Here is a 15860-nt window from a genome sequence, read left to right as displayed (position 1 = left end):
TTTCATTGAACGACATCGTCGTAGAAGCCGCCGATATCGGCATCTTTGTCCTAGATGCCGAGCGACGCATCGTAAAATGGAACGCCTGGATGGCGACCGCGACTCAGAAGGCCGCTTCGGACTGCGTCGGCAGGACGCTCGCCGAGGTCTTTCCCGAGAGCGTCTCGCCACGGCTCCAGTCGGCGATTTCTGAAGCATTCGAATCTGGGTCTTCAAGCTTGCTCACCCAGGCCCTGCATTCGAAAATGCTGCCGCTCCGTACCCCGGCCGGCTTCGAGTTGATACACAACACCTCTATCCGTCCGCTGGGGCACAGGCCCTATTCGTCGTGTCTCGTGCAGATCGTCGACGTGACGGCTAGTGTCCATCGCGAGCGTGTATTGCGTGCGCGCCAGGACGCCCGCTACCGCGCCGTTGTCAACAGCGCGCTTGATGCCATATTGACCCTAGATGCCGAGGGGATAATCCAACTCGCCAATCCGGCCGCGGCGCAGCAATTTGGCTACTCGCCAGAGGAACTCGTCGGCCGCGCACTGTCGCCCATATTGGAAGACCAGGATGAATGGAGCGAGATATGGCATGGCCTCCTCAAGGGGGATGTCCTGACCCGGCCGATCGAAGTGATCGCGCGATGCAAGGATGGTTCGGCCACCTATCTCGAAGTAACCGCCTCGCGTTGGCGCAGCGATTCCCGCACCTTCGTGACCGCGATTTTCCGCGACGCGAATGAACGCAAGGCAGCCGAGGCGGAACTACGCGGCCTCAATTTGACGCTGGAGCTTCGCGTCGCCGAACGGACCGCGGATCGCGACCGCATGTGGCGGCTGTCCACCGACCTCATGGGCGTTCTCCAGCTCGACGGCACCATAAATGCCACCAATCCCGCTTGGACCCGCATCCTCGGCTGGACGGAATGCGAACTTGTCGGCGCTAATCTTGCCGACTTCGTGGTGCCAGCACAGCAGGCTGAACTCCGCCGCATACTGCGAGCCTTGGGCGATGGCACGCCGCCCGAGCCCTTCGTCCTCCAGTTGTGCGCTCGCGATGCCGGTGCCCGCTGGATCGAATGGAGTGCCGTTGCTTCCGAAGATCTACTTCAGGCAGTGGGGCGCGATATCACCGCGGAGCGAGAGGCCGAACAAGCGCTACTACTCGCCGAGGATGCGCTGCGGCAATCACAGAAGATGGAGGCAGTCGGCCAACTCACGGGAGGCATAGCGCACGACTTTAACAATATGCTCACAGGAGTGATCGGATCGATCGATATCGTGAAGCGGCGCGTCGCCGCCGGCCGGTTCACGGATCTCAGCCGCTTCATGGACGCGGCCTCGGTTTCGGCACTTCGGGCCGCGGCACTGACGCAGCGGCTCTTGGCGTTTTCGCGGCGGCAATCGCTCGATTCCAAGCCGACCAATGTGAACGTGCTAGTTGGGTCGCTTGAGGATTTGCTCAGTCGAACGACAGGCGAATCGATCCGCCTACGTGTCGAGCTCGATCACGACCTGCCGTTTGCGGTTGTTGATGGCAACCAACTGGAAAGCGCGATCCTCAACCTCGCGATCAATGCACGGGACGCGATGCCGGACGGCGGTGACCTGACGGTCAGAACCAGGCTCGCGGAACTTGGTGCAGCGGACGTCGTCGCCACTCCCGATATGAAGGCAGGCAGCTACATCGTCATCGCGGTTTCCGACACCGGAGTCGGCATGTCGGCCGATCTCCTCACCAAAGTCTTCGAGCCGTTTTTCACCACAAAGCCGGTAGGCCATGGCACTGGCCTCGGCCTGTCGATGGTCTATGGCTTTGCCAGGCAGAGCAACGGCCAGGTCCAGATCAAGAGCCAGCCCGGCGCCGGAACCTCTGTGGAGCTCTATCTACCTGTGGCTGATTCTCAGGCGACAGGTGACGCCGATGCGGTGCTTGCCACACATGGCGGAAGCGGACAGAGGGTCCTTGTCGTCGAGGACGATGAGGCCGTTCGAATGCTGGTGCGCGAAATCCTGCAAGAACTGGGCTATACGCCGATAGAAGCTCCGGAAGCTCAGGCTGCCATTCGCATTTTGGCCTCCCCGGAGCAGATCGACCTCATGATTTCCGACGTCGGCCTTCCGGGAATGAACGGGCGGCAGCTTGCCGAGGTCGCACGCCAGCAACGACCGGCATTGCCGATTCTGTTTCTGACGGGGTACGCGGAAAATGCTGCGATTCGCTCAGGCTTCCTCGGCACCAACATGGCGATGATTACGAAGCCATTTGCGATAGAGACGCTTTCCGCGAAGATCGGCGAGATGCTTACGACGGGATCGCTGCGGATTGTCGACTAGGCGTGCGGAAACTGTCTCCAAGGACATTTGGCCGGGTGATTCCATCACACAACTCGCGGCTCCTTCGCCGATGCCGCCGGGAACTGACTTTGGCGCGTGACGCGACGCAGGCTCGGAAGGGGCTATCTTGCGACCTTTGTCGCCAGTCAAAAACGGTAGAGGTCTCTGGCAATCATGAAAGTGACTGCCGCGCTCGGTAGGTTGGGCACAGCGAACGACGAAGGACGCCCAAGTAGGAGCGGGCGGGGCAGGCGAAAGTGCTCGCGACTCCCCAGAGCGACCTAACGCCACTCTGCCGAGTCACATCGCCCAGCCGCTGGTTACGCCCCGGAAGCGGCGGCAGGGAGGCTCGCGCGCAATAACCGATTTAGATTGGAACCGATTCTAGACAAAAGAGTTGTTGCGCCGCGCATAAACGCGAGTGTCTTCTCGATCCGCGAAATTCAGTGTCCGACGTCAACCCATCTTCGCGAAGCGTCGTCCTCGTCGTCGAGGATGAGCCGATCGTGCGCCTGTGCGCCGTCATCATGCTCGAAGACGCGGGATACGAGGTGCTGGAGGCGGCGAACGCTGATGTAGCGCTCGAAATCCTTGAATCTCGAAGCGACATCAACATCGTTTTCACCGACGTCAACATGCCAGGCTCGATTGACGGCCTTAGGCTTGCGTATGCCGTTCGAGAGCGGTGGCCACCAATCGAGTTAATCGTCACTTCTGGCCGATACACCGGCCAGGAATGCAAGCTTCCCTCGCGCGGACGGTTCCTCGTGAAGCCTTATTCGGATCACTCACTCATGCTTGCGATCGAGGGTTTCTAGGTCCGGGTCCATGTGCGGTGCCTTAGCTGCACCTAAGTCGGGTTCTCCGTGTGCCGATCAGCGTCAATTCGCAAGGTGGCGAGTTCCTTCCCGCCCTCGTTTGAGAGCCGCATCTCCAACTGGGCCTTGGGTGGCAGCTTGCCGTCGACGTCACGCAGAATCTCACCGCAGAGTGTTACAAGTTCGGACCAGGCCGCATTGTCGTCCGTGAGGAACAAATGCTGCGGCGTTGTCTCTCCGAGCATTTCGAACGTGTACTTCGGCATGACACAGCTCCTTGATCGGAGCCTCAACGCCCACCACAAACTACCGTTCCGTCATTCGCCGGTCTTGTTTCTAGTTAAGCCTAGACGCGCCTCACGAAGCTGAGCGGTCTTATTTGTGTGTTCGGAAAGGCGGGTCTGCTCTTCACGCTTTACCAGCTCGGTTACCTCGTCGAGTGTGGTGCGCTTGCGTGGATCCGGGTTGGCCCGCGGTGGCTCCGTGAACAAACTCGTCATACCTACTCTCCAATAGTTCAAATACCAAAGGATGAGCGCGGTTTAGTCATACCGTTGACTTCTTAATCTCCTCACGGATCTCCACACCAACAAATGATGTGTCTTTGCTTATCAAAAGAGAATTCATACCTTATGAAAAGGAGCGATTCATCGAAGGCGGTTTACCCGGCGCGGAGCTTTGTCTTGGAAATTCTGGTCTGCTCAGTCTGCCGTAAGCCGTTGCGGTTTGAAGCGGACATGACGTCGACGATCGAACCGGCGGTCGATGAGCCGATCATGTGCCCCTACGACCCGCACGACGCCGGCTCGCGCGTGACCACAGGCTTTGGCGCAGTACCGCGATGAGTCCAAATGAACAGGCAGAGTGGCTTGCCGCGGCGGAGAGTGGCCCGCACCGCCCTGAGATTCAAATCTGTGTCTCAATCCTCGTTCACGAGCGCGTCGAGCGGAGCTTGAAGTTTGAGAATTGCGCCTGTCGCTGCAAAACTTAGCAGAGCTGTTCCTCGAAAATAGCTGGCGAGGAAACGCTCGATAATCGTCGAGCCAAAGCCCTTCCGATCAGGCTCCACAACCGGCGGACCTCCGCTTTCTGCCCAGACCAGGCTGAATTCAGGGGCAGGGGTAGAGGCGTCGACTTCCCACCATACGTGGATACGACCGACACTGTTCGACAGCGCGCCGTACTTGGCGGCGTTGGTGGCGAGTTCATGCAGGGCTAGCATTAGACCCAGCCCGCAACGCGCCGAGAGATCTACGTCAGGTCCCGAGATGGAGAATCGTGCACCGTCGCCGCCATGCGCGGCGAGTGCGCCTTGTACGACATCCCTGATGGATGCCCGGGTCCAACTGGTTTGTGTCAGAATATCCTGCGCCTTACTCAAGGCTGCGAGCCGCGAAGCAAATGTCGTTCTCGCTTCGTCGACCGACACGCCGGCGCGGAGGGTCTGGTTAGCAATCGCCTGCACCATAGTCAGGGTGTTTTTCATTCGATGCTTCAGTTCGAATGCCAACACCCGCTGCTGCTCGGCCGCCAGTTGATGCTGCCGAAGCGCTTCTTCCTTATCCGCGAGTGACTTCCTCAGCTCGATCTGGGTCATCGCCTGCCGGGCAAGTAGCTTTAGCGTATTAATCTGGTGCTCATCTAGGCGCCGCGGCTGATAGTCCAGCACGCACATAGTACCGATCGGCACGCCATTGGGTGTCTTTAGAAGTGCGCCGGCATAAAACCGCAATCCGGGCTCGCCTGTGACGAGCGGATTGCAATCAAACCGCTCATCCTTGGTGGCATCAGGCACCATCATGAAATCGGAGGTGAGGATCGCATGGCCGCAGAAAGAAGTTTCAATGGGCGTTTCACGCACCCCAAGACCGACCTCGGCCTTGAACCATTGGCGTGATGTGGCAACGAGATTGACGACGGCAATCGGCGTGCCACACACCTCCGACGCAATCCGTGCCAGGTCGTCGAAGTCTTGCTCCCGTGGCGTGTCGAGTATCTGGTAGCTCTCAAGGAGGGCCAGGCGCTGGCCCTCGTCCCACGGTCGGCGATTTTCCACCATGTCGGATTACTCGTCCCCTGTCGCATGAGCAAGGCACCAGCGGCTCCGGCGAGGCTGACCTTCATTAACATGGGTATGGCACGCGACTAACATGACGTCTTCGCACCTATTGTTGGCATGCCATCAAAAGACTTGACTGTGAGCCGTCTAGATGGGGAACTTTGTGACAGGCCAACACTTTCCCCGACGCCCGTTAGGGGCGAGGAGAGAACTGCCATGGCCGACAAGGATTTGAATGCGCTCCTTCTGCACACCATGAAGGACGTCTACTTCGCCGAGAACGCCATTCTCAAGGCGCTGCCGAAGATGTCCAAGGCAGCCAAGTCCAAGGAACTGAAGGCCGCGTTCGACAAGCACCTGAAACAGACCGAGGGCCATGTTGCCCGCCTTGACCAGGCGTTCAAGTCGATCGGCGTGAAAGCCGAGGGCGTGCCCTGCGAAGCCATCAAGGGCATCTTGAAGGAAGGCGATGAGGTTGCGGAGGATTTCGCCGGCGGCATCGCCCTCGATGCCGGGTTGATCGCGGCGGCGCAGGCTGTCGAGCACTATGAAATCTCGCGATATGGCGCACTCCAGGCCTGGGCGAAGCAACTCGGCTTGAAGGAACCAGCCCGTTTGTTCGGCGAGACGCTGGATGAAGAGGAAAAGACCGATCAGGGTCTAACAGATCTCGCCAACTCGAAGGCCAATATTGCTGCCGCTGCCGCCTGAGGCAGCACTCGCCATACCGGCAGAAGGGCCGCCTTGCGCGGCTCTTTTCGGTTTCAGAGGTACGGGTGCGAGCGAAGGCTGGTTGATTGCGGGCTGGCCTCAGATCAGTTTATCCAAGGTAATGGGCAGGTCGCGCACGCGTCTTCCTGTCGCATTATAAACAGCATTGGCGACCGCCGCGGCGGTGCCTGTGATCCCGATCTCGCCCACCCCACGCGCACCCATCGGCGTGTGTGGATCCGGGATATCGGTCCACATCACCTCGATCTCCGGCACGTCCATGTGCACAGGCACGTGGTACTCGGCGAGGCTCGGATTCATGACCCGTCCTTTACGCTCGTCGAACTGGGTCTCTTCCATCAGCGCCAGGCCGAGGCCCATGATGATGCCACCCCGGAATTGGCTCGCCGCGGTCTTCGCATTTAGGATTCGGCCGCAGTCGAAGGATGCAAGGAACCGGCTCACCCGGATCTCGCCGGTGATGCTGTTGACCCGCACCTCGCAGAACATCGCGCCATGACTGTGCATTGACCAATGCATCGTTTCCAGCGGCATGGGCGGGGTCGCCTCAATGCTGACCTGGTCGCGTTGCGCGCGGGCGAGGATCGAGGCGTAGCTTTCGAACCGCTCATCGTCGTCGCGCTTGCAAAGTCCGCCATCGCGGCTCGCAATCTCGTCCGGCGTCAGGCCGGCAAGCGGACTATCGTTGCCGGCGAGCTTGATGAGTTCCGCGACCAATGCGCGATGTGCAGTGATAACCGAGGCTCCGATCGCAGCCGTCTGCTGTGAGCCGCCGGCCAACACCACGCCGGGCAGGGTTGAGTCACCATAATTGAAGGTGACGGCTGTCAATGGCAGGCCGAGGCGCTCGGCAATGACCTGGGTCTGCACCGTGGCGGTGCCCATACCCATCTCATGGGCGGCGATGTCGACCGTGGCCTCGGCGTTTTTGGTCAATGTGATCCGCGCGGCACCGCCAGGCATACGGTAATAGGGGTAGGTCGCGGTCGCGCAGCCAAGTCCTACCAGCCATTCGCCGTCCTGCTGGTTCCTCGGCAGGCTATCGCGATGCTGCCATCCAAATTTCTCCGCGCCGTGCCGCCACGCCACGTCGATATGACGCGCGGAGAAGGGCAGGCCCGATGTCGGATCCGTCTCGGGCTCGTTGAGGATGCGCAGCGCGATTGGATCGACGCCGAGTTTCTCGGCGAGTTCATCGATGGCGCATTCGAGCGCGAAGGTGCCGACCGACTCACCCGGCGCCCGCATGAAGGTGTTGGCGAGCATGTCGAGCTCGACCGACTGAACGTCGAGCAGATAATTTTCGGCGGCATAGGCGCTGCGCGTCGGCAAGATGAACGGCTCGGGCATGACGTTGCCGCTCGTCTTGGCCGTCGTTCCGGTGTGTATCAGCGCCCGCAGCCGCCCGTCTCCATCGGCGCCGAGCGCGACGCGCTGCTCGGTGAGGCTGCGCCCACCGACGACGCGATACACGCCTTCGCGCGACAGCACGAGCCGCACCGGCCTGCCGACCAGCTTCGCCGCGGCGGCGGCGAGTACCTGGTGCTGCCACAGGCACTTGCCGCCAAAACCGCCGCCGACGAACGGCGAAGTGACAAGCACCTGCTCCTCGCTGATCCCGAACATCTGGGCGAGCGACCACGCGGTGTGCGCGACCAACTGCGAGGCATCGTGGATGCGCAGCGTCTCGCCATCCCACGCGACGGTCACGCCATGAAGTTCAATGGCGTTATGGTTGTGGCGAGGCGTGGTGTATGTGGAATCAATGCTCGTCGCGGCGCTGGCCAATGCCTTCTCGGCATCGCCCTTCTCATTGTGGAGCGGTTGCCCCATGAAGAGACTTTGCGCCGTACCCTTGGCGACGGCTTCGGCAAACGAGACAAGCGCCTCTTCTTCATCATAAGTGGCGGTTACCAGCGAGGCGGCATATTCCGCCTGTTCCTGGGTTTCAGCGAGCACGACGGCAATCGGCTCGCCGTTCCAGCGAACCCTCGCATCTTGCATGATCGGCAGATTGTCGCCGCCCGCGGCCTTGCTTGCCGACATGAACACCGGCGGGGGCTTGAGGCGGGGGGCGTTTTCATGGGTCATCACCGAAACCACGCCAGGGGCGGCTTCGGCCTCGTTAGTGGCAAGGTGGGTGATCGTGCCTCTGGCGATAGTGGAGTAGGCCACTGCCGCGTAGACCATGCCCTCCATCGGGAATTCCGCCGCGAACCGTGCTTGTCCCGTGACCTTCAAGGGGCCGTCGATCCGGGAGAGCGGCTTGCCTATGTGCCCATTCTGGTGGCGGATCAGCGGATCGGGCTCGCCGCCGGGCATCCATCTATCCGGAGCCAGCGCAACCGCCTTGGCCATCGCGCCTTGAACCAGCCCCTGCATCGCCTGCTTGGCGTCTTGGACAATGCTCATGAGCGTGCCTCCGAAGACCGCGCCGCGAGATCACTCAGGACCGCGGCGATCGTGCGCCTCGCCAACTCGACCTTGAACGCGTTGAGCGGGAGCGGCTTCGCCTCCGCCAGTTCTGTATCGGCCGCAGCGAGATAGTTAGCGTGAGTGGCGTTTCGCCCGATAAGGGCGGCCTCGGCCTTTCGCGCGCGCCAAGGCCTATGCGCGACACCGCCGAGCGCGAGACGGACGTCAGTGATCTTGCCGTCCTTCACATCCAGTGCAGCGGCGACCGATATCAGCGCAAAGGCGTAGCTCGATCGATCACGCACCTTGCGATAGGTCGAGTTCCTTGCAAGCGGTAGGGCCGGAAGTTCGACGGCGGTGATCAATTCGCCAGGCCGCAGATCGGTCTCGATATCAGGGCGTTCACCCGGCAAGCGGTGGAGTTCCGTGACCGGCAGGCTGCGAACGCCGTCGCTGCTCTTCAGGTGGACCACAGCATCAAGGGCTGCCAAGGCAACGGCCATATCCGACGGGTGGGTCGCGATGCAGGTTTCGGAAGCGCCCAGTATCGCGTGATAGCGGTGAAATCCCTCCCGGGCATCGCAGCCTTGGCCTGGTGAGCGTTTGTTGCACGCGGACCCGTCGTCGTAGAAATAGGTGCAACGCGTTCGCTGCAGTAGATTCCCTGCTACCGTTGCCATGTTGCGGATCTGCGCGCTCGCGCCGGCAACGATCGCCCGAGTAAGCATCGGATAGTCAGTGCGTACGCGTCGGTTGGATGCGAGCGCGGAATTTCTGGTCGCTCCGCCAATCCTCAAACCGTCGTCGGAAGTTGCGGAGATGGTGCTGTCGAGGCCCGTCACATCGACCAGCACTGTCGGCCGTTCGATGGTCTCGCGCATCAGATCGACAAGATTGGTGCCTCCCCCGAGGAACTTGGCACCATTGTCCCCGGAGAGGCGGAGAGCGTCTGCGGGATCGGTCGCGCGACTATAGGTGAACGGGGTCATTGGGCCGCCTCCAAGGGAATAAGTTTCTCCACTTCGTCATGGGTGTAGGTCGCTTGGATGGCGGCGATTATGCCGTTATGCGCACCGCAGCGGCATAGATTGCCGCTCATGCGCTCGCGCAACTCGTCATGCGTGAGAGCATAGCTGTCCAGAGTGAGGTCAGCGGTGACATGGCTCGGGAACCCGGCGCGAGCCTCTTCGACCATCGCTACCGCTGAGCATATCTGTCCGGGCGTGCAGTAGCCGCACTGCAGTCCGTCGTGCTCGACGAAGGCCTCCTGAAGCGGGTGGAGTTCGGTCGGGGAGCCGAGCCCTTCAATAGTGGTGATGTTCCTATCCGCGAACTGCACAGCCAGGGCGAGGCAAGAGAGTATCCGCTCGCTCCCGACTAACACCGTGCAGGCGCCGCAGGCGCCTTGATTACAGCCCTTCTTGGTGCCGGTGAGGTGGAGCGTCTCGCGCAGGAAGTCCAGAAGCGAAACCCGTGGGTCGCCTGGAAGCAGAACATTGGTGCCATTGACGGTGGTGCGCATCGGATCTCGCTCTCGAGCAGGCGGTCTCGCATCCATTGCAGGCTCGCCACCCTGCCTAACGCCGCACCACGCGATTGGTGCCGCGAGTGCATTGGTCAGTCTACAGCGCCCGCGGACCAGACCGTGCCGGCCTGCAAGGTTCCGCGCTCGATCTACGAGGGCGCACGCGACATTGCCCGATCCGAAGAAGTCCGGACCTCACGCCGATTGCGCAAGAAGGTCGAGATGCTGTCCGCGCACCTGAAGCGCCTCCTGCGCCTCGACTGGCTGCGCCTGCGAGGGCCACAACGGGCCCACGACGAGTTCTTCCTCGCCGCCACCGCCCAGAACCTCAGAAAGCTCGCTTAGCTGATCCCAGCATCAGCTCTGAAAGTTGGTATGTCCTCTCAGGCCGGCATTGGACTGACGACCGGCCGTCAAGCTGAAGTTGGCGACTGCAGTGTTCACAGTTGGAGTGGTGTCTTCGCAATATGATCGGTCACGACGGTTATGAAGGCTCGCAGCCGCTGAAGGCGCCGGATGTCCCGGTGATAGCCCATCCAGATATCCCGTGAAGGTGGCTCTACCGGCAGATCGAGCTTGCGAAGACCCACTATCTGACTTCCGACCACTTGTGGGAGGACGGCGATGCCAATGCCCTGACGGCACATCCGCCCCTGCACGTTCCGATTGTTCGACCGGAGCAGCGGCTTTGCGTTTGGAAAGCTCTCGGTAAGCCAGGCAATATCCGGGAACTGGCCGGTCGACGTGTCGTGGGTGATGAGCCGAAAGCCGACTCCATCACCATACAACGGCTCGGGTGAGCCTGCCGCTACGTAGACGCCATAGGGCAGACGGACCAGTCGTCGCTGCACGACATCGGGGTTGTCGAACGGGACGATCCGGAAAGCGATGTCGGCCTCCCGCTGCGCGAGGCTGAACAGGCGGGTGCCGGTGAGAATTTCCAGATCCACGTACGGGTAGGCCTTCGCATAATCGTCGATGATCGGCGGCAGGACATAGGCGCCAAACCAGTCGGCCGAAGATATGCGCAAGGTGCCCTGAAGGGCTTGCTCCTGTCCGGCGAGCCGCCGCTCGATGGCCAGAGCGCCTTCCTCCATCTGCTCGGCCAGAGCGATGACGGCGTTGCCTTCTTCCGTCGGAATGAAACCGTCGGCCGTTCTCTGAAACAGCGTGTGGCCGGTGGCCTGTTCGAGAGCCCGAAGGCGACGTCCGACCGTAGGATGGCTGAGATGAAGCGCCCGGGCGGCGGCGCCCAGCGTGCCGGTACGGGCTATGGCCAGAAATATCCTGACGTCGCTCCACTCCATCGCCGCACCCACGAAAATGAACGGAGGATGTACGATACTGTCAGTTATCGAACAAATCCAATCACCTACATTCGCCTCATCCCGTCGGGGGATGGCAGCGCGCTGGCCGCCTATTGCGTCGGCCTATGCGGCGCTCGGTCCCACCGCTGAAGGAGAACATGATGAAAACCTGGCTGATCACAGGATGCTCGTCGGGCCTGGGCCGGCAGCTTGCCGAGGCCGTAGCCGCGCGAGGCGATCGCCTCGTCGCCACCGCCCGTTCGACGGATAGCTTGAAATCGCTGTGCGAACGCTATCCCGAGACGGTCCGCAGCATTTCGCTAGACGTCACCCGCGCCGGCGACGCCGCAAAGGCCGTGGCTCTGGCCGGAAGCGCGTTCGAGGGCCTCGACGTCCTCGTCAACAATGCCGGCTTCGGCTTCATCGGCGCGATCGAAGAGGGAGAGCCCGACGAATATCGGCCGATGTTCGAGGTGAACGTCTTCGGCCTGATCGAGACGACCCGCGCCGCCCTGCCGGCGCTGCGCAAACGTGCCGGAGCCCGCATCGTCAATCTCTCCTCCGGTGCCGGGATCGCCGGCTCGGCGGGTTTCGGCTTCTACAATGCGAGCAAGTTTGCCGTCGAAGGCCTGTCCGAAGCGCTCGCACAAGAGCTTCGACCGCTCGGCGTGCAAGTGATCATCGTTGAGCCCGGCCCCTTCCGCACCGAGTTTCTCGGTCGCTCGATGATCACCGCGGCGCGGGAGATCGCCGCCTACGCCGAGACGGTGCCGGCGAGACGACATTACCGCCAAACCAACAACGGCCGGCAGGCCGGCGACCCGGCCAAAGCCGTCGCCGTGATGCTGCAGGCCGTCGATGCCGAGCATCCTCCGCTGCACCTTCCGATCGGGCCGCGCGCCCACGCGATAACGGAGCAGAAGCTGGACTCCTTTCGCGCCGACATCGCCGCCTGGCGCGACGTATCCATCGCGACCGATTTCGAAACGCACAACTAGGAACCCCGCCGTGACCACCATGTACGTGACCTATGCAGGCGATGCCGACACGCCATTCGACCGTGAACACTGGATCAACGTCCATTTCCCGCTCGTGCGCGAATGCTGGGGTCCATACGGGCTCGAACGCCTCGCCGGCTTTTTCCCGCAGGGAGACGGCGGCGGCCTGATCGCAATCGCGACCTGCGTCTTCCGGGACGAGGCGGCCATGAAGGCGGCGTTGGCCTCGCCGGAAACGGTGCGCGTGATGGCCGACGTCGATCTCGTCACCGCCGTCAGGCCGCAGCGCAATCTGGCGACGCCGCTCAGCGGCAACGCGACGGCCACGGCGAACGGCTGAGGGGTACCGACCCGGCCGACCAGCAGGAGGCTGGCCGACAGGCGGCTAAGCGCCCGCGGCAAGGACAGCCAAGCTCTCTTCAACATGATGATCGCCATGGCCATCGGGCCATGACCGAGGGTGCTGCCGCCAGCGCGGGCTGCCGGCGCTTGAGCCTCCCCATGCCCGGATGGGTGCGGCAGTCGGCACCGGATAGGGCGGCCTGAATTGATCGGCGGCAGCGAAGTTTAGGTTCAAGAACGGAAATACACTCATGAGCGCGACAACATGTGAAGCCGCGGCCCTTACGGCCGCTATGGTCCGGGACGGTGACGTCCTGCTCGAGCCGCGGCGCTGGACGATGTTCGTGATCCTGCTGGTCGGTACGTTCCTGCCGCCGCTCGACTTCTTCATCGTCAATGTGGCGCTCCCCTCGATCCGGGGGGATTTGGGCGCCTCCTCCTCCGCCGAGCAGCTCGTCATTTCTTCCTATGCCGGGCTTTATGCCGTGACGCTGACGACCGGTGGGCGGCTTGGCGATCTGTTCGGTCGCGGCCGTGTGTTCTTCCTCGGCCTGATCGGCTTTGCCGCCGCCTCGACGCTGTGCGGCTTCGCCTGGTCGCCCTGGGTGCTGGTCGCCGGGCGCGCATTGCAGGGCGTAACGGCCGCCGTGATGGCGCCCCAGGCGCTCGCTTCGGTGCAGGCGATTTTCCCGGAGAGGGAGAAGCCGCTCGCCCTCAGCATCTATGGTGCGATCTTCGGTTTGGCCGCGGTGGTCGGGCAGGCATTGGGCGGCGTCCTGATCTCGATGGATCTTATGGGGCTGGGGTGGCGGGCGATCTTCCTGATCAACCTGCCGGTGGCGATGCTCGTCCTGCTGTTTGGCATTCCGCTGCTGAAAGAAACGCGCGCGCGCGACGCACGCCGGCTGGATCTCGGCGGCATGGCGCTGTCGATGCTGACGCTCGGTGCACTGCTCGTGCCGCTGATCGAGGGGCGCGAAGCTGGGTGGCCGCTCTGGTCCTGGGTCTTGCTCGTCGGGGTGCCGCTGCTGGCATGGCTCTTCTGGCGTTATGAGACCCGGCTGGCAGGTGCGGGCGGCGCCCCTCTGCTCGATCCCAGCGCCTTGCGGGCGCCGGGACTGGGCCGCGCGCTGCTGATCGCACTGTTGTTCTATTCGATCGGCAGCTTTTTCCTGCTGTTCTCGGTCTATCTACAGGGCGCACTACAGGTGACCCCGTTGCAGGCCGGCCTTGCCTTCCTGCCGTTTGGGGCCGGCTTCCTGTTCGGACCACTGTCGACGCCATTTTGCCGGCGGCTCTTCGGCGCCTATGTTAATCCGATCGGCATGGGGCTGGAGGTTGTCGGGTTCCTGGGTCTCGCCGGGCTCATCTCGGCGACACTGACCGGCGTGCATCCCGCACCGATGCCACTTGCCGCCCTCCTGTTTGTCATCGGTTTTGGGCAAGGGCTCGCGCTGCCCACCCTGATGGCGATGGTGACGGGCCGGGTCGCGCCGGCCTTTTCCGGCATGATCGCCGGGATCGCCAGCTCGACTCTCCAAGTCAGCACCGCGCTCAGTGTCGCAGTAATCGGTGGGGTCTTCTACGAGGTGCTGGGCGCACGAACCGATCCGGCCGCCATCACGCAGGCGCTCATCGTCGCCGTCCTTTGCATTGCCTTCTGTCTCGCCGGAAGCGTGGCTCTGAGCATCACCCTCGTTCGGGTTTCCCCCGCTTCCTTCGTCCGAGGTGGGGCTTCATTCGGCCCTAACGGACCAGAGGTCACGGGCGGCCCTGCGGACGCTGGCCACCGTGCGCCGGCCAGATAATTCTAGCGCGAGAAACGCGCAGGCCACAATCCGAAGCGCAAGGAGTGCTCGGCGCAGTTCTTCTGACCTCAAGCCGATAGCGTTAGCCCCACTTGAATTGGATGCGCTCCAGCAGCTCCTGCCGGCGCTTCATCTCGGCGCCGTCACCATATGTCGGCCGACCGAATTCGTGGCCCATAAGATCGGCCTGCATGCGGTCGGATGCACCCGCGTTCTCGATGCGATCTTGGAACGTGTGCCGTAGGGAATAGACCGTGTGCCGCGGCGTCGGACGCAAGCCAGCCTTGTTCATCAGATTGTTGATCGAGGACGAGGCGTTATCCGCCTTGTCGGCATACCGCTCGAATCCCTTCGGAGCCTGTTGCATCGCCCATAACGAGACGCCGACCAGTGGGACACGGCGAATCGAGTAATCCGTTTTTTGGCGACGGTCATCGCGCTCTGCCACGTCAAGATGCGGCACCTCATCGTCAAGATGGATATCTTCCTCCCGGAGATTGCACACCTCGCCCAGGCGCATGCCCGTCTCGACCATCGTGTAGACGATCAATTGGCATTCGAGGGTCATGGTGGCGAGCGCGCCAGGCTTCAGGATGTTCTTTTGAACCCACTCTGGCGGGAATGGCGGGCGCTTTCGCTGTTTCGTTTTGTTCGTCGCCTTGATGCGGACTTTCTCGAACACCGCGTGAAATTCGGTCTGCAATGCACCGTCGATCACCGTCATCATGCCAGCGATATCGCTGAAGCTTCGATTAGCGCTGTCGGCGCGCAACCCTTCCCTCGCGATCTTGTCGGTCCACCAGTTGCGGAATTTCAACGCGCCAGCTCGATCAATATTCTTGAGAAGGATGTCTCCGAGCACAGCTTTCAGGTAGGTCAGCGCACGCAATCGTGATGACTTGTGCTTCTCCCGCTGGCGGGGCGACATCCCCATCAAGCCAGCTCGGTTGTGGTCCTCGTACATTTCCCAAACGTCACTGACGCGTGGGTTGGGCTCGGGGGCAAGTCCGGCAAGGGCGACCTCGGCCTCCGGGTGCTGACTAGCAGACTCCATCGCCGCAGAAATTCTGGCATCCAGCAAAGCAAGTGGCTCTGTCGCCGATTCGGATATGGGACGGTAGGAAAAGCCCAAAGATTGCGCCAAGCGCACCGCGGCCTCGTGCCTCTCCCAATTCTGGCTAGTTCCCTTGCCAGCTGCCAGCGCCGCCCACAGGCGCTCTGTGGACGCGTTTATCGGGTCGGCGCGCTCAAGAGCCTCTTTGTGGTTTTTCGTTTTGAGACTTTTCTTGACGAACGTGCGGCGGTCTAAGTTCGCCACCTCGGCTGGAACTCGACGATAGTAGCGGTAAATGCCGCTGGCTTGTTTCTGCACATACCGGGAGACGTCCATGCCGCGGGCTCGCTGTAACCCAAAACGTAGCCCGATCAGTATGCGAATCGCGAAGTGAGTTCAAAGGGAAGCGGGTGGTAAGCTCACCAAAACAGGCCTAACCGATTGAAATGGAAAGCAAAAATAAATTTGCAAAACCCCA

At 61.9% G+C, this 15860-nt stretch carries 15 protein-coding genes and 1 pseudogene; 8 read left to right on the top strand and 8 right to left on the bottom strand.

Going from position 1 to position 15860, the window contains the following annotated elements:
• The first annotated feature begins 5 nt into the window (after positions 1 to 5).
• Together G3545_RS06050 and G3545_RS06045 are read left to right on the top strand one after the other, a co-directional pair.
• Positions 6 to 2324: a PAS domain S-box protein gene (locus G3545_RS06050; protein ID WP_246702706.1), complete on the top strand. Its 2319-nt coding sequence runs from the start codon at positions 6 to 8 to the stop codon at positions 2322 to 2324.
• A 446-nt stretch (positions 2325 to 2770) separates the two neighbouring features.
• A complete protein-coding gene (locus tag G3545_RS06045) occupies positions 2771 to 3142 on the top strand; it encodes a response regulator (RefSeq protein WP_170010776.1) in 372 nt (123 codons plus the stop codon).
• A 32-nt stretch (positions 3143 to 3174) separates the two neighbouring features.
• On the opposite strand, the gene G3545_RS06040 is transcribed toward G3545_RS06045, so the two are convergent.
• Together G3545_RS06040 and G3545_RS06035 are read right to left on the bottom strand one after the other, a co-directional pair.
• On the bottom strand, positions 3175 to 3408 hold the full coding sequence (locus tag G3545_RS06040) for a hypothetical protein (protein WP_170010774.1): 234 nt from the start codon (positions 3406 to 3408) through the stop codon (positions 3175 to 3177).
• Positions 3409 to 3459: 51 nt separating this feature from the next.
• Positions 3460 to 3642 carry a hypothetical protein gene (locus G3545_RS06035; protein ID WP_170010772.1) on the bottom strand — a complete coding sequence of 61 codons (183 nt, stop codon included), beginning with the start codon at positions 3640 to 3642 and terminating at the stop codon, positions 3460 to 3462.
• A gap of 183 nt (positions 3643 to 3825) precedes the next feature.
• Here G3545_RS06035 and G3545_RS06030 point away from each other — a divergent pair, with 183 nt between their 5' ends.
• A complete protein-coding gene (locus G3545_RS06030; protein ID WP_170010770.1) occupies positions 3826 to 3987 on the top strand; it encodes a hypothetical protein in 162 nt (53 codons plus the stop codon).
• A 74-nt stretch (positions 3988 to 4061) separates the two neighbouring features.
• On the opposite strand, the gene G3545_RS06025 is transcribed toward G3545_RS06030, so the two are convergent.
• On the bottom strand, positions 4062 to 5201 hold the full coding sequence (locus G3545_RS06025; protein ID WP_170010768.1) for an HWE histidine kinase domain-containing protein: 1140 nt from the start codon (positions 5199 to 5201) through the stop codon (positions 4062 to 4064).
• A 216-nt stretch (positions 5202 to 5417) separates the two neighbouring features.
• On the opposite strand from G3545_RS06025, the gene G3545_RS06020 reads away from it, so the two are divergent.
• Positions 5418 to 5912, top strand: coding sequence for a ferritin-like domain-containing protein (locus G3545_RS06020; RefSeq protein ID WP_170010766.1), 495 nt, complete (start codon positions 5418 to 5420; stop codon positions 5910 to 5912).
• A 99-nt stretch (positions 5913 to 6011) separates the two neighbouring features.
• On the opposite strand, the gene G3545_RS06015 is transcribed toward G3545_RS06020, so the two are convergent.
• The 3 genes from G3545_RS06015 to G3545_RS06005 are packed head-to-tail and all read right to left on the bottom strand — an operon-like array spanning position 6012 to position 9870.
• On the bottom strand, positions 6012 to 8291 hold the full coding sequence (locus G3545_RS06015) for a xanthine dehydrogenase family protein molybdopterin-binding subunit (protein WP_206151444.1): 2280 nt from the start codon (positions 8289 to 8291) through the stop codon (positions 6012 to 6014).
• Between the two features lie 50 nt (positions 8292 to 8341).
• On the bottom strand, positions 8342 to 9337 hold the full coding sequence (locus tag G3545_RS06010) for a xanthine dehydrogenase family protein subunit M (protein WP_170010762.1): 996 nt from the start codon (positions 9335 to 9337) through the stop codon (positions 8342 to 8344).
• Positions 9334 to 9870 (bottom strand): 2Fe-2S iron-sulfur cluster-binding protein, encoded by a 537-nt coding sequence (locus G3545_RS06005; RefSeq protein WP_170010760.1) that lies wholly within the window; start codon positions 9868 to 9870, stop codon positions 9334 to 9336. The genes G3545_RS06010 and G3545_RS06005 overlap by 4 nt, the downstream gene beginning before the upstream one ends.
• Before the next feature lie 135 nt (positions 9871 to 10005).
• Between G3545_RS06005 and G3545_RS06000 the strand changes: the two are divergent.
• Positions 10006 to 10218 (top strand): annotated as a pseudogene (locus G3545_RS06000) (transposase); the annotation flags it as partial.
• Positions 10219 to 10313: 95 nt separating this feature from the next.
• Here G3545_RS06000 and G3545_RS05995 read toward each other — a convergent pair.
• Positions 10314 to 11180, bottom strand: coding sequence for a LysR family transcriptional regulator (locus tag G3545_RS05995; RefSeq protein ID WP_170010758.1), 867 nt, complete (start codon positions 11178 to 11180; stop codon positions 10314 to 10316).
• A gap of 161 nt (positions 11181 to 11341) precedes the next feature.
• Between G3545_RS05995 and G3545_RS05990 the strand changes: the two genes are divergently transcribed.
• From G3545_RS05990 to G3545_RS05980, 3 genes are all read left to right on the top strand, one after another.
• A complete protein-coding gene (locus G3545_RS05990) occupies positions 11342 to 12178 on the top strand; it encodes an oxidoreductase (RefSeq protein WP_170010756.1) in 837 nt (278 codons plus the stop codon).
• A gap of 19 nt (positions 12179 to 12197) precedes the next feature.
• The gene (locus G3545_RS05985; protein ID WP_246702868.1) at positions 12198 to 12518 is read left to right on the top strand and encodes an EthD family reductase; all 321 of its coding nucleotides are present in this window, start codon (positions 12198 to 12200) and stop codon (positions 12516 to 12518) included.
• 253 nt (positions 12519 to 12771) lie between these two features.
• Entirely contained in the window at positions 12772 to 14328 is a 1557-nt protein-coding gene (locus tag G3545_RS05980; RefSeq protein WP_348644637.1) for an MFS transporter, read from the top strand.
• Positions 14329 to 14410: 82 nt separating this feature from the next.
• Here G3545_RS05980 and G3545_RS05975 read toward each other — a convergent pair whose 3' ends face one another.
• Entirely contained in the window at positions 14411 to 15718 is a 1308-nt protein-coding gene (locus G3545_RS05975) for a site-specific integrase (RefSeq protein WP_170010752.1), read from the bottom strand.
• Positions 15719 to 15860: the final 142 nt, after the last annotated feature.

This window comes from Starkeya sp. ORNL1 (genome assembly GCF_012971745.1).
Taxonomy (GTDB): Bacteria; Pseudomonadota; Alphaproteobacteria; order Rhizobiales; family Xanthobacteraceae; genus Ancylobacter.
Note: the sequence above shows the minus strand (reverse complement) of the source record. Positions and strands in the feature narration are given on the sequence as shown.